Source organism: Hyphomonas sp. (assembly GCF_040882205.1).
Taxonomy (GTDB): domain Bacteria; phylum Pseudomonadota; class Alphaproteobacteria; order Caulobacterales; family Hyphomonadaceae; genus Hyphomonas.
Genome location: NZ_JBBEBT010000307.1, coordinates 1 through 13,410 on the forward strand (window position 1 = coordinate 1; position 13,410 = coordinate 13,410).

Consider the following 13,410-nt stretch of genomic DNA (forward strand, 5'->3'; position numbering starts at 1 on the left):
AAGAGGCCGCCAGCTTGTGACTGGCGGCCCCCTGATTGTCCAGAAGGATCACTTCTTGCCGGCAGGTTTCGCCGGAGCAGCGCCCTTCGCGGGAGCGGCGCCCTTGTCTGGCGCAGCAGCGCCGGCGGCCGGAGCCTTCGCCTTGGCGGCCGGCACGGCATCTGCCGTCGGAGCAGCGGCGGGCTCTTCCTCAGCTTTGCCGCCGCGGCCAGCGATCGTGGCGATGGTGAAGTCGCGGTCGCCGATGGCCGGGGTTGCGTCCTTCGGCAGCTTGATGTCCGAAATCTTGACGTTGTCGCCGACTTCGAGCGCCGAGATGTCGGCCTCGATGTATTCCGGGATCTTGGCCGCCGGGACGTTCAGTTCGACCGAGTGGCGCACGACGTTGAGCGTGCCGCCCTTTTTCAGGCCGGGGCTGGCTTCCTGGCCCTTGAAGTGGACCGGAACCTCGACCTTGATGATCTGGTCAGGCTCGACGCGGCGCAGGTCAACATGCCAGGGCTGGTCGGAGACCGGGTGCATCTGGATGCCTTGCGGGATGACCAGTTGCTTCTCGCCCTTGTGGATCAGGGTCGCGGTCGCGTTCAGGAACTGGCCCGTCTCGATGGCCTTGATCACTTCGGCTTTTTTCAGGTTGATGGCGACCGGGGCGATATCGCCGCCGTAAAGCACGCCCGGCACGAAGCCGAGGCGGCGAGCCTCACGGGCGCCGCCGGTGCCCACGCGCTCGCGCACGTCGACATTGAATGAAATCTTGTGTTTGGACATTTGTTTTCCTTTCGCCCTGGACCGTGCCTTACGCTGCGTAAGGTCGGAACCTGACACGCACGGCCTGGCGCCGTCGTTTCTGAACGCCGGCGTATAGGTGGGATGTCTGGCCTTGGCAAGCGGGGGCGCCCCCCCTTAACTCCCTCTGGGGAGAAGGGGTCGGGGATGAGGGCGCGCTAAGCTTCCGAGTTTGCAACAGTCCCGGCGAAGCGCCGCCTCACTCCGGGCGATCGCAGTGCGATGGCGTCTCCTCGCAAGCCCAAGGCAGGCGAGCAGGCGGGCCGCCTACCGGAACGCGTCCGCTGCCTTACCCATCCAGCCCATCACTTCGTCTTTCTGCTCCAGCGGTGACTTGCCGTTGCGCACGAGGATCAGGTCCAGTTGCGGAACCATCACGGTATACTGTCCCTCATAGCCATTGGCCGAGAAGCTGCCCGGCCCGGCCATGCCCAGCCACCAGTGCGCGCCATAACCATAAGTTTCGGTGGGCGGCACCGGCGTCGGCGTGCGGGCATAGTCCACCCAGCCTTCCGGCAGGATGCGCCGGCCGTCCCAGACGCCGTCCCTGAGATAAAGCAGCCCGAGGCGCGCAAAGTCCCGCTCCGTGCAGAAGCAGAAGGACGAGCCGATGAAGGTGCCTGCCCTGTCGAATTTCGGGTCGGCGGACGTCATGCCGATGGGGCCGAACAGTTCGCGGACCATGAAGTCGCGGAACGCTTCGCCGCTCGCGCCCAGCGCCCGGGCGGCAATGCGCGCCACGATGTTCGTTGTCCCGCTGGCATAGCTCCAGGCGGTGCCCGGCGGGTGGGTCAGCGGAAACTTCGCGGCAAAGCCCGCCACATCTTCCTTGCCGGAACCAAACAGCATCTCGATCACATCCGAGACGCCGGCATCCACATAGTCCTCAGCAAATTTGAGCCCGCTGGACATCCGCAAGAGCTGGTCCAGCGTGATGGCGCGGCGCAGATCATCCCCACCCTGCCATTCGGGCACATCGGCGGGCGCATGGATGTCCAGCTTGCCCTCTCGAACCAGGATGCCGATCAGCGCATGGGTCATGCTCTTGGCCTGCGACCAGGAATGGTGCGTACTGTCGGGCCCGAAGCCCGTCCAGTAGCGCTCCGCCACGATCCGGCCGCCCTGCACCGCAAGAAAGGCGTGGGTCTCGCCCATGCTCGCGGGCGCGGGGTCACTGAAGGCAAAGTCCAGCAGCGGGTTCAGCTTCGCGGCCACGCGCGCGGGCAGCTCTGCCTCCGGCCAGTCCCTTGTCGGCCAGGCCGCGCTGGCAGGCTGCGCGGGCAGGGGCGGGAGTTTCCTCGTCACAGCTTGTACACTTTCCGCGCCGTTGCGCTGAACAGCGCCGTCTTGGCCGCTTCCGGATAATCCCCCGCGATCTTCTTCAGACCGTTCCACAGCGTGCGGTAGCTGATCGACAACCGGTCCACCGGGAAATTGCTTTCGAACATGCAGCGCTCCGGCCCAAACACGTTGATGGCATGATCATACCAGGCCATCTGCGCTGTCACGAACTCGTCCGAGGTCGGAGGTTTCTCCCGCTTCTCCCAGCCGTATCCATTGTCAGGCATCGCCATCCCGCCGAGCTTCATGTGAACGTTCGGGCAGGCGGCGACTTCGGCAATGTCGTCCTTCCACTTCCCGAAGATCTCCTCGCGCCGCCCCTCGTAGGGCCCGACGCCCAGCGGCGTGCCGAAATGGTCGAGGATCATCACTGTGCCCGGCACGGCGCGCGCGAGGGCCGCATAGTCCCTGATCTGATGATGGTAGATCCAGGTGTCAAAGGTCAGTCCGCGCTCACCGAGCCGTGCCACGCCGCGCCGGAAAGCCGCGTCCTCGAACAGGCCGGCAGGCGCACGGCCCGGAATGCTGAGCGGCGCGCCGCTCTCGTCGCGCGACCCGGCATGCCGGATGCCCCGGAAGCGGCCCTTCGCCGCCGCTGTATGCGCGTCCAGCACGCTGTCCAGTTCCGCCAGCCGCAGATCGGCATGCGCGACGATGCCTGCGATCTGCGCCGTCAACGGATCAGTCGCTGCGCGTTCGGCCGCGGCAGTTACGAACTCGGTCTCGCCTACCGGCTTCAGGTGGTCCGGCCCGTCGGCGCGGTAAGCTGAGCCGCATTCCATGAACACGGTCGCCACCACATTATGCCCGTCGCCCGTGTCCCGGTGCAGGTCCTCAAGGTCGTAGGAAAGATGCGGCTTCGGCCACAGGTGATGGTGCGGGTCCACGATCTCCCGGCCGGGATCGATCACCTCCTCGCGCACCTGTTTCAACCATTCGTCGTTACTGAACATGGCCAGTCCTCCTGCCTTTCTGTTTCCGGGTTTACGCCCGCCGTAGCAAGCGCCTTGCGGATCTGAGACAAGGTTGTCACCGCATCTTCCCATCGCCCCCAAAGACGTTAGGGTGGCGACCAACGACAAACGGGGCGACAAACGGGGCAGGGAACTGGAAATGGCTGACGCGCGAGAAGTGCCGGACCTGAAAGGCTATTGGCCGGAAGTCATCCGCCTGACGCTCATCCTCCTTTCTATATGGTTCCTGGTGTCCTTCGGCGCCGGCATCCTCTTCCGGGAATTCCTCGACCAGTTTAGCCTCGGCGGCGCGCCGCTCGGCTTCTGGTTTGCCCAGAACGGGTCGATCTACGTCTTCGTCGCGCTGATCTTCTACTATTGCGCCGCGATGAAACGCCTCGAGAAAAAATACCGGATCGAGGACTGAAGCAGATGGATTGGACACTCTTCTGGGTCATCGCCACCTTTGCGACCTATATCGGCATCGCCATCTGGGCGCGCGCCGGTTCCACCAATGATTTTTACGTCGCCGGCCACGGTGTCCACCCGGTCGTCAACGGCATGGCAACTGCCGCAGACTGGATGAGCGCGGCCTCCTTCCTCTCGATGGCGGGCCTGATTGCCGGAATGGGCTATGGCGGCTCGGTCTACCTGATGGGCTGGACCGGCGGTTATGTGCTGCTGGCGCTCCTGCTCGCGCCGTTCCTGCGCGAGTTCGGTAAATTCACCGTGCCGGATTTTGTCGGCGACCGTTACTATTCCAGCACCGCCCGCATCGTTGCGGTCATCTGCGCGCTGTTCGTGTCCTTCACCTACATTGCAGGCCAGATGTCCGGCGTCGGCATCGCCTTCTCGCGCTTCCTCGGCGTCGATTTCAACACCGGCATCTTCTTCGGCATGGCCATTGTCTTCGTCTATGCCGTGCTGGGCGGCATGAAGGGCGTCACCTACACGCAGGTCGCGCAATATGTCGTCCTGATTTTCGCTTACACCGTGCCCGTTATCTTCATCTCGCTGATGCTGACCGGCAACCCCGTTCCCCAGCTCGGCTTCATCAGCAACATCAAGGGCGATGACATCTCGATGCTGCAGAAGCTGGACGAGACCGTGCAGGGCCTCGGCTTCACCAGCTATCTCGCCTCCACCAAAACGAACTTCGACATCTTCTGCATCACCGCCGCGCTGATGTTCGGCACCGCAGGCCTGCCGCATGTGATCATCCGCTTCTTCACCGTGCCGCGCGCCGCCGATGCACGCCTGTCTGCCGGCTGGGCACTCGTCTTCATCGCGCTGCTGTATACGGCCGCGCCGGCCGTGGGCGCCTTCGCGCGCCTCAACATCATCGGTTCCGTCAACGAGACGACCTATGCGCCTGCCGAGACCTATGAAGTGCAGAGCAAGCTCATCCGGGACGCCGGCGAGCCGCCGAGCCCCGCCTGGTTTGCAAACTGGGAAAAGACCGGCCTCGTTGCCTTCGACGACAAGAACGCCGACGGCCAGATGCAGATCCGCGGCCCCGCCGCGCCAGACGGCCTCGAGAACGAAGTCACCATCAGTAATGATATCTACGTTCTCGCCAATCCGGAGATCGCGCAGCTGCCGGAATGGGTCATCGGCCTCGTGGTCGCGGGCGGCCTCGCCGCCGCGCTCTCGACGGCCGCAGGTCTCCTCATGGTGATCTCCTCCGCCATCAGTCACGACCTCTGCCGGCGCACCTTCTTCAGGAACATGAGTGACAAGACCGAGCTGCGCGTCGCCCGCCTCGCGGCGGCGGGCGCCGTCATCGCGGCCGGCTTCATGGGCATCTACTCAGCCGAGCTCGCCTTTGTCGCGCAGGTGGTCGCCTTCGCCTTCGGCCTCGCGGCCGCGTCACTCTTCCCGGTCATCCTGCTCGGCATCTTCTGGAAGCGCATGAACCGTGAAGGCGCCATCGCCTCGATGCTCACCGGCCTGATCCCGACCTTTGCCTATATCTGGCACTTCAAGCTCGGCGCCGGAAAGGCGGCCACAGCGCAAGACTGGTTCCTCGGTGTCTCGCCGGAAGGCATCGGCTTCGTGGTGATGCTCCTGTCGATGGCCGTTGGCGTCGGGGTCGCCCTCGTCACCCCGCCGCCGCCGCAGGACATCCAGGACCTCGTCGAAGACATCCGGATTCCCGGCACCCGCCGTTCCCATGGCATTGCGGACTCGGGCATGGCGCCGCTAGACTAGGGCCAGCAAACCAGTCAGGTCCGATCCATGAGCGACACGTCGAAAACCTATCCCGTTCCCGAAGCCTTTGCGAAGCAGGCCAATCTCACGCCGGAAAAATACCGCGAGATGTATGCCGCCTCGATCGCCGACCCCGTCGCTTTCTGGGGCGAGCAAGGCAAGCGGCTGGACTGGACGGTGCCCTATACCCAGGTCAAGGACGTCTCCTGGGAGACCGGCGACCTGCACGTGCGCTGGTATCATGACGGCGTCCTCAACGTCTCCGCCAACTGCCTCGACCGCCACCTTGAGCAGCGCGGCGACAAGGCCGCGATGATCTGGGAAGGCGACGCCCCCGGCGAGACCTACACGATCACCTACCGGCAGATGCACACCGCCGTCTGCAAGTTCGCCAACGTGCTGAAAAAGCTCGGCGTGAGGAAGGGCGACCGCGTCACCATCTACATGCCGATGATCCTTGAGGCGGCCTATGCCATGCTTGCCTGCGCGCGCATCGGCGCGGTCCACTCGGTCGTCTTCGGCGGCTTCTCGCCGGACGCCCTCGCTGGCCGCATCACCGATTGCGGATCAACCGTGGTCATCACCGCCGATGAAGGCCTGCGCGGCGGCAAGACCGTGCCGCTCAAAGCTAACGTTGACCGCGCCTGCGAGATCGCTGACGGCACGGTGAAATCCGTCCTCGTCGTCCAGCGCACCGGCGCAGACGTGCCGATGGTGGAAGGGCGCGACCACTGGCTGCACGAGATCGGCGCCGACATTTCTGCCGATTGCCTGCCGGAACCTATGAACGCTGAAGACCCGCTCTTCATCCTCTATACGTCCGGCTCCACCGGGAAGCCGAAGGGCGTGCTGCATACGACCGGCGGCTATCTCGTCTGGGCCGCGATGACGCATGAATACGTCTTTGACCTGAAGGAAAACGACATCTTCTGGTGCTCGGCCGATGTCGGCTGGGTCACCGGCCACACCTATATCGTGTACGGACCCCTCGCGAACGGCGCCACCAGCCTTATGTTCGAAGGCGTGCCGACATATCCGGACGCCAGCCGTTTCTGGAAAGTCTGCGACCATCACAAGGTCACGATCTTCTACACCGCCCCCACTGCCATCCGCGCCCTGATGCGTGAGGGCGAGGGCCCGGTGAAAAAATCGCACCGCCGCTCACTGCGCCTCCTCGGAACGGTCGGCGAGCCGATCAATCCCGAGGCCTGGGAATGGTATTTCCATGTCGTCGGCGACGCGCGCTGCCCCATCGTCGATACATGGTGGCAGACCGAGACCGGCGGCACGCTGATCGTGCCGCTGCCGAACACCACCGTGATGAAGCCCGGCGCCGGTTCACACCCCTTCTTCGGCATCCAGCCGGTGCTGGTCGACCCAGAAGGCAAGGAACTCGAAGGCGCCGCCGATGGTAACCTGCTGATCACCGACAGCTGGCCCGGCCAGATGCGGACCGTGTACGGAGATCACCAGCGCTTCATCGACACCTATTTCACGGCCTATCCCGGCCAGTACTTCACCGGCGACGGCTGCCGCCGCGACGCCGACGGCTTCTACTGGATCACTGGCCGCGTGGACGATGTGATCAACGTCTCCGGCCACCGCATGGGTACCGCCGAAGTCGAAAGCGCGCTTGTCAGCCATGACGCGGTCGCCGAGGCCGCCGTCGTCGGCTATCCGCACGAAATCAAAGGGCAGGGCATCTATGCCTATGTCACGTTGCGCCAGGGCGTGGTCGTCGACGAGGCGTTGCGCAGGAATCTCGTCCAGCACGTGCGCAACGAGATCGGACCCATCGCCTCACCTGATCTGATCCAGTTCGCCCCCGGCCTCCCGAAAACCCGCTCCGGCAAGATTATGCGCCGCATCCTGCGCAAGATCGCCGAGAATGAATTCGGCAGCCTCGGTGACACGTCCACGCTGGCCGATCCCGAAGTCGTCTCCGACCTGATCGAGAATCGCCAGAACCGCTGATGCAGACAGATGCCCGCGCAGACGCCTCTATCGCAAAGCCAGCGGAGTTTGCCCGCCCGGTGCTGGCGCGTCTGCGCGATCAGGCCCATGCGATTTGTCCGGAGGCGGAGGAAGCGATCAAATGGGGCATGCCTGCGCGCGTCTGCCGCGCGAAGATTCTCTGCGGTCTTGCCGGCTCCAGGGGCCGTGTCCGCCTCTTTGTCGAGGGCGAAAACACTGGCCAGCTGACGGAGGGGATGGGCGTGTTCGGCAAGATGCGCTGCATGGCAGTCCTGCCCGCGAAAGCTGCGCTGACGAAAATCCTCAAGGCGTGTATGAAGGCGTCCGAGGCTGGCCTTTCGGGTAAGCCGAAGGCGCCGAAACCGCCGCCGGGAGTTCCCGCTGACCTGGCGAAATCGCCGGAAACCTCAAAGCCCGCAGCGGCCACCCGCGACCGCCGCATCGAACGGGCCGCGGAATGGCTGGCCGGGGGCGAGCCCCGCAACTGGAAATATATGAAGAACCAGCGCCTCGCGCCGCCGGGTCCGGTAAATCCGGGCGTGTTGGTAAAAGCTTTGTTATAGCTGTTTCTGGCATAAGGGTTGCCAGCTCAGCCCGGGGAGAGACATGAGCACGCCGACGGTGTCCATCGTCATGCCGGCCTGGAAAGCCGCCGCCTTCATCGCGCATGCAGTGGAGAGCGTGCGCGCGCAAACGTTCGCCGACTGGGAACTCATCGTCGTGGACGATTGTTCGCCGGACGAGACGGGCGCTGCGGCGCTCGCGGCGGCCAAGGGTGATGCCCGAGTGCGTATTGTGCGCGCACCGGAAAACGGCGGCGTAGCCCGCGCCCGCAATCTCGGCATGCGTCAGGCGACCGGCAAATGGATCGCCGTGCTGGACTCCGATGATGCCTTCGAGCCTGCGCGCCTTGAAACGCTGGTCACCATTGCCGAGCGCGAGAACCTCGATATCCTCGCCGACGACATGAAGCTCGTACCGTTCGGCGATCTGCAGGCGGACGGTCCCTCCTATCTCGGCGGCCCATCCCTAAACCTCATCCCGGTTGATCTTACGGGCTGGCTGGGCGCAAACCATGTTGATAGCAACGCCCCGCTCTACGGCTATCTGAAACCGATTTTCCGGCGCACATTCATCACCGCTCACAGCGCCGAGTATGTCGCCGATCTGAGAGTTGCGGAAGACTGCTGGTTCGTCGCGGACCTTCTTGCCTATGGCGCGCGCCTCGCGGTCCATCCCGAACCCCTGTATCGCTATGCCGTGCGCCCCGCGTCGCTGTCGCGCACGCGCGGCACGCAGAATGTCTACTCGCTGCAACGCCCCGTCTACGAGCCGTTCACCCGGCGTCATCAGGGCCGGCTCTCGGCGGCAGACCTGCGCGCGCTCCGCCGTCACGAGATCGCCCTGCGAGACGCCGAAGCCTTCGAGAATTTCATCATCATGGCGCGCCAGAAAAAATTCCCGGGCGCTCTCGGCGCTCTTGTGTCGCGGCCTCAGGCGGCGCGTTTCCTGCCGCGTCCGGTGGCGGCCCGCGTGAAACGCCTGGCGCAGAAATTCGGCTACAAGCCGCAGCTCCGCGTCGGGTGAACCCGGTCAGGCAGCCGGCAGGTCAACCGTGAACTTCGCGCCGCTTTCGGCCTTGTTTTCTGCCCAGACCTTGCCTCGGTGCGTGGCGATGATCTGCTTCACGATGGACAGGCCAAGGCCGGAATTGTTGCCAAAGGCCGTGCCTTTCGGTCTGTCCGTGTAGAAACGGTTGAAGATTGTCTCCAGCTTGTCTGGCGGAATGCCGGGGCCGGAATCCTCCACCATCAGCCGCGCAATCGTGCGCGGCCCTTCATTCGTCTGGTCGAGCTTGACTTCAACAGTAGAGCCTGCCGGAGAAAATGAGCGTGCATTGTCGATCAGGTTGCGCAGCACCTGTCCCAGCGGCCCTTCACGCCCCCGCACGATCAGCCGGGCGCCCATCGTGGCATCAGTAAATGCTACATGCACCGCGGACTCGCCATCGCCGATGCCTTCATAGGTGCGCACCACATCGCGCACGAACCGGGCAATGTCGATCTGCTCGCTCGGCAGGCGTGTCATTTCTGCTTCGAGGCGCGACGCGTTGGAAATATCTGTGATCAGACGGTCGAGGCGTTTGACATCTGAGGTGATCACCTGGCGCAGCCGCGTGGCGGCGTCGGGATCCTTCACCCGCTCCAGTGTCTCCACCGCCGAGCGGATGGAGGTCAGCGGGTTCTTCAGCTCGTGCGCCACATCGGCGGCGAACTGCTCGTTCGCCTCGATACGCTCCAGCAACGCTTCGGTCATGCTCTGGATGGATGTCGCCAGGTCGCCGATCTCGTCGGTGCGCTGGGTCAGCAGAGGCACGTCGATCCGGTCGGACGCGCCCGAACGGATACGGTCGGCCGCCAAAGCGAGGCGCCGCAAGGGCCGGGCGATCCCGAGCGTCAGCATCACGGACGTGATGAATGCCATCAGCACAGCCACACCGATGAACGGCACCAGAGCCACCCGTTCGGCGCGGATGATCTCGTCAATATCGCTGGCTTCCAGCACCAGTACGCCGACCACCGCCGAAACCCGCTGCACCGGCAGGGACACGGAAATCACGCGCTGGCCCCGGTCGGAAAACCGCTGGCTGGCGGATTGCCCGCCTAGCGCTGCAATCTCGAACTCTTCCTCGAGGCTCTGTGTGCGGAGCGCTTCGGAGGTGCGGCGCGGTGAGAAAAAGCCGAACACATTGCCGGCCCACTCCGAAAGGTCGCGCCCCGTGCGCGCCAGGAAGCCCGGCTCAGCCAGCGGGGGAAGGGCGGTCACGTCCACGCGGTCGGAGAGGTAATAGCTGTCGCCGATCAGCTCACCTTCCTGCGTGAAGATACGGGCCCGCACCCGCTCGGGAAGGTTCAGCCGCTCGAGCGTCTGGCGCGCGGCATCATGGTTGAGGCCCGGCTCCGGCGTTGTCGCATCGTCCGATAGCAGGCTCGAAAAGATCTGCGCCTGCGCTTCCAGGTCCTGCTGCTTCGATGCCACGAAGCCCGCCCGCATCTCGTTCAGCACCATCGCGCCGATGATGAGGATCGCGAGGCCCGCGAGGTTCGAGACAAAGATCAGCCGCGCAATGCGCGATCCGAGGATCGTCGCGGTGCGCCGTGCAGGCGGCCGGCGGCGTGGGGCGCTTGGTTCAGCCATGCCGATGCTCCCCTCCCGCCGCCGCCTTGCTGCGATCAGGCGTCAGCTGCAACCCGCATCGAGATTATGCGGTCAGGGTTTTTCGGCGGCTCGCCCTTCGCCAGCGCGTCGATGGCGTCCATGCCCTCGGTAACCTCTCCCCACACGGTGTACTGCCGGTTCAGGAACGAGGCGTCACCGAAGCAGATGAAGAACTGGCTGTTGGCCGAATTGGGCGCCGAAGTGCGCGCCATCGAACAGGTGCCGCGCACGTGCGGCTCGCCATTGAACTCGGCTTTCAGGTCCGGCTTCTTCGAATTGCCGGTGCCAGTGCCTTTCGGACAGCCGGTCTGCGCCATGAACCCGGCGATCACGCGGTGGAAGACGATGCCGTCATAAAACCCCTCACGCGCGAGTTCCTTGATGCGGGCGGCGTGGCCGGGGGCCAGATCCGGGCGCAGCGCAATGGTCACCCTGCCCTGCGAGGTTTCCAGCAGCAGCGTGTTTTCAAGGTCAGACATCGGGCAAACTCCTATTGTTCTGTCTATCATGTAAGGATCAGGCCCTTGGCTATTCAATCGCGGCTCTGGCGGCAAGCGTGCCCAGCATGTATTGTCCGCCTTCGGGTATGGCGGAAGAGGCCTGTATTGGCAGATATAGTCGGCAACGGTCTGGCGATCCTGCTCGCCTGTGTAGACGGGCTGTACCTCGTCTGGTCAGCCGGCGTGACCTTCCCGTTCTCCAATGAACAGGCACTGGCCCGCTCCCTGATCGGCCGTCGCGGCATCACGCGGGTGCCGTCGCGCGCCGCCTTCGTATATTTGAGCGTCCTGTTCTTTGCCGCTGCCATGGCCGCTTTCCTGATGGGCGGTTATAGTGAAGCGGTTCCCCGATCGAAGCCTTTCCTCGCGCCCGTGGGCCTGTTGCTGGCCCTGGTTTTCCTCGGTCGGGGCGTTGCCGGTGTGCTGCCAGCCTTCGAGCGCGCGGCGCCGGAGCAGCCTTATCTCTCGCTCAACCGGCGCCTGTATTCGCCGCTCTGCGTTTTCGCCGGGATAGGTTTCCTGTTCCTGACCCTGATGCTACCCAACTGGTCCGCGCGGTTCAGCCAACTGTTCGGCTGAGCAGCAGGTCCGGGAACCCGGCAAGCCAGTCCTCGGCGCTTTGCCCGTCGGCCCCGCGCGCTTCCATCATGCCCCGGAAGTTCCAGTGGTTGAGCGCCGTGTCGATCCGCGTGTCCGCCATCTGGAACGCACGCGGCACGCCGCCGCCGGTGAAAAAGCCCGCAGCTTTAACGAGGTCTGACCGGTCATAGGCCGATGGCACCGCGTCCACATGCACCACCTGCGCGGCACTGGCCGGCCGGTCATCGCGCGCCGTCAGCCGCGTCAGCGGCTTGGCCACGGGGTCGGCCCCGATCAGGAAAGCCTGCGCCACAAGCATCTTGGCGGCCCGCACCACGGTATCCGCGCCCCAGCTATGCCCGATCAGCGCCAGCGGCCGGCCCTCGGCGGCCAGCTCCATCGCAAGGCGCTGCGCCACGGTGATCTTCCAGTGGGGGAGGTAATGCACGTCGCGCTTGCCGCGCACCTGCTGGCGGCGCGCCTCGGCATAGGAAAGGACAAGGCGGGAGCTCTCGTCTCCCGCCCCGCCGATGTACAATTCTGCCGGAGGCTTACTCGGTGTAGCGATAGCCGACGCCGTAGAGCGTTTCGATCGCATCAAATTCATCGGTCACTTCCCGGAACTTCTTGCGCAGGCGCTTGATGTGGCTGTCGATGGTGCGGTCATCGACATAGATCTGGTCATCATAGGCCGCGTCCATCAGCTGGTCGCGGCTTTTCACATAGCCGGGGCGGGAGGCGAGGGCCTGCAGGATCAGGAACTCGGTCACCGTCAGGCGCACGGTCTTGCCGTCCCAGGTGCAGGCATGGCGGTTGGGGTCCAGCACCAGCTTGCCGCGCACGATCGGCTTGGAGTCGCCCTCTTCCGGGCCAGCCACACCGCCGCGTGCCCGGCGAAGAACGGCTTTCACGCGCTCCGCCAGCAGGCGGTTGGAACAGGGCTTGCGCACGAAATCGTCGGCGCCGATATTGAAGCCAATCACTTCGTCGATCTCTTCATCCTTCGAGGTGAGGAAGATCACCGGCAACTCTGAGGTCTGGCGCAGTCGGCGCAGAAGCTCCATGCCGTCCATCTTCGGCATCTTCACGTCGAGGATGGCGATGTCCGGCGGGCTTTCGGTCAACGCGGGCAGGGCCGCTTCGCCGTCATGGTAGGTACGCACCTGGTAGCCTTCCGCTTCGAAGAAGATCTTGAGCGAGGCCACGATGTTCTCGTCATCGTCCACCAGTGCAAGTGTCGTCATTGCCTTGTCCTTCTCGGCCAGCCGGAAGCTGGAAAGAGCTTCAGTCCGCTTGGCAGTAGGTTCAATCACAGCTCGGTCCATTTCAAAAGCCCTCCATTGGTGGAGCTTCAACAAAATCAACGGAGTGCGGCGAGCATTTGCGCGGATTGCGGCACTCTCGCGATTCATTGCGGCGCAAAGCGCCGCAAGTGTGAAGGGCGGGCGAGTTTATGGTGCACCAAGTATGACCTGCGCCTGCGGCCCGGCGCCTGTTTTGCCCAGCCCCAGAGTTGATTTTCCGTGTCATCCCGGCGAAAGCCGGGACCCATAACTCCAGAAAAAACAATCCCCTCCGTCCCCCGGCTTCCACCGCGATGACACCTGACTGAAATTTCTTGCGCGCTGCCAATCCTGCCGGGTGCGCTCCTGGTGCAATCTCCACCTCATCTGCCCGGCAGGAGCCGCGCCTGAGGCAACGGCAGGCGCGCCCTGCAGGGACGTCGATCCGGGCGAGCCGGGTCGAACAGCCGGTGGATAATCCCGTCTGACCACCTTGGTCCTGCGAGGTCCGCACGGGCCAGCTGTCAGGGCCTGGCGGCGCCGAACCCGTCCAGGGAGCGGCCC

General features: G+C 64.4%; 13 protein-coding genes. 6 read left to right on the forward strand and 7 right to left on the reverse strand.

Annotated features, from left to right (window positions below):
- Nucleotides 1–48: 48 nt before the first annotated feature.
- From WEA77_RS13105 to WEA77_RS13115, 3 genes are all read right to left on the reverse strand, one after another.
- Complete coding sequence (locus WEA77_RS13105) at nucleotides 49–768, reverse strand: 50S ribosomal protein L25/general stress protein Ctc (protein ID WP_368068329.1); 720 nt, start codon at nucleotides 766–768, stop codon at nucleotides 49–51.
- A 285-nt stretch (nucleotides 769–1,053) separates the two neighbouring features.
- Entirely contained in the window at nucleotides 1,054–2,091 is a 1,038-nt protein-coding gene (locus WEA77_RS13110) for a serine hydrolase domain-containing protein (protein ID WP_368068330.1), read from the reverse strand.
- On the reverse strand, nucleotides 2,088–3,080 hold the full coding sequence (locus tag WEA77_RS13115; protein ID WP_368068331.1) for an amidohydrolase: 993 nt from the start codon (nucleotides 3,078–3,080) through the stop codon (nucleotides 2,088–2,090). The genes WEA77_RS13110 and WEA77_RS13115 overlap by 4 nt, the downstream gene beginning before the upstream one ends.
- A gap of 160 nt (nucleotides 3,081–3,240) precedes the next feature.
- Here WEA77_RS13115 and WEA77_RS13120 point away from each other — a divergent pair, with 160 nt between their 5' ends.
- The 5 genes from WEA77_RS13120 to WEA77_RS13140 are packed head-to-tail and all read left to right on the forward strand — an operon-like array spanning nucleotide 3,241 to nucleotide 8,852.
- On the forward strand, nucleotides 3,241–3,507 hold the full coding sequence (locus WEA77_RS13120; RefSeq protein ID WP_368068332.1) for a DUF4212 domain-containing protein: 267 nt from the start codon (nucleotides 3,241–3,243) through the stop codon (nucleotides 3,505–3,507).
- A 5-nt stretch (nucleotides 3,508–3,512) separates the two neighbouring features.
- The gene (locus WEA77_RS13125; RefSeq protein ID WP_368068333.1) at nucleotides 3,513–5,291 is read left to right on the forward strand and encodes a sodium:solute symporter family protein; all 1,779 of its coding nucleotides are present in this window, start codon (nucleotides 3,513–3,515) and stop codon (nucleotides 5,289–5,291) included.
- 27 nt (nucleotides 5,292–5,318) lie between these two features.
- On the forward strand, nucleotides 5,319–7,265 hold the full coding sequence (gene acs, locus WEA77_RS13130; protein WP_368068334.1) for an acetate--CoA ligase: 1,947 nt from the start codon (nucleotides 5,319–5,321) through the stop codon (nucleotides 7,263–7,265).
- Nucleotides 7,265–7,828, forward strand: a complete 564-nt coding sequence (locus WEA77_RS13135; RefSeq protein ID WP_368068335.1) for a DUF1801 domain-containing protein — start codon at nucleotides 7,265–7,267, stop codon at nucleotides 7,826–7,828. The genes acs and WEA77_RS13135 overlap by 1 nt, the downstream gene beginning before the upstream one ends.
- Nucleotides 7,829–7,871: 43 nt before the next feature.
- Nucleotides 7,872–8,852, forward strand: coding sequence for a glycosyltransferase family 2 protein (locus tag WEA77_RS13140; protein WP_368068336.1), 981 nt, complete (start codon nucleotides 7,872–7,874; stop codon nucleotides 8,850–8,852).
- A 6-nt stretch (nucleotides 8,853–8,858) separates the two neighbouring features.
- Here WEA77_RS13140 and WEA77_RS13145 read toward each other — a convergent pair whose 3' ends face one another.
- A complete protein-coding gene (locus tag WEA77_RS13145) occupies nucleotides 8,859–10,463 on the reverse strand; it encodes a stimulus-sensing domain-containing protein (RefSeq protein ID WP_368068337.1) in 1,605 nt (534 codons plus the stop codon).
- A 35-nt stretch (nucleotides 10,464–10,498) separates the two neighbouring features.
- Nucleotides 10,499–10,963, reverse strand: coding sequence for a peptidylprolyl isomerase (locus WEA77_RS13150; protein ID WP_368068338.1), 465 nt, complete (start codon nucleotides 10,961–10,963; stop codon nucleotides 10,499–10,501).
- 126 nt (nucleotides 10,964–11,089) lie between these two features.
- On the opposite strand from WEA77_RS13150, the gene WEA77_RS13155 reads away from it, so the two are divergent.
- A complete protein-coding gene (locus tag WEA77_RS13155) occupies nucleotides 11,090–11,563 on the forward strand; it encodes a DUF3995 domain-containing protein (RefSeq protein WP_368068339.1) in 474 nt (157 codons plus the stop codon).
- Here the strand turns inward: WEA77_RS13155 and WEA77_RS13160 are convergent.
- Nucleotides 11,544–12,170 carry a hypothetical protein gene (locus WEA77_RS13160; RefSeq protein WP_368068341.1) on the reverse strand — a complete coding sequence of 209 codons (627 nt, stop codon included), beginning with the start codon at nucleotides 12,168–12,170 and terminating at the stop codon, nucleotides 11,544–11,546. The two genes, WEA77_RS13155 and WEA77_RS13160, sit on opposite strands and share 20 nt — an antisense overlap.
- Entirely contained in the window at nucleotides 12,115–12,807 is a 693-nt protein-coding gene (locus WEA77_RS13165; protein WP_368068340.1) for a response regulator transcription factor, read from the reverse strand. Before WEA77_RS13165 ends, WEA77_RS13160 begins: the two co-directional genes overlap by 56 nt.
- Nucleotides 12,808–13,410: the final 603 nt, after the last annotated feature.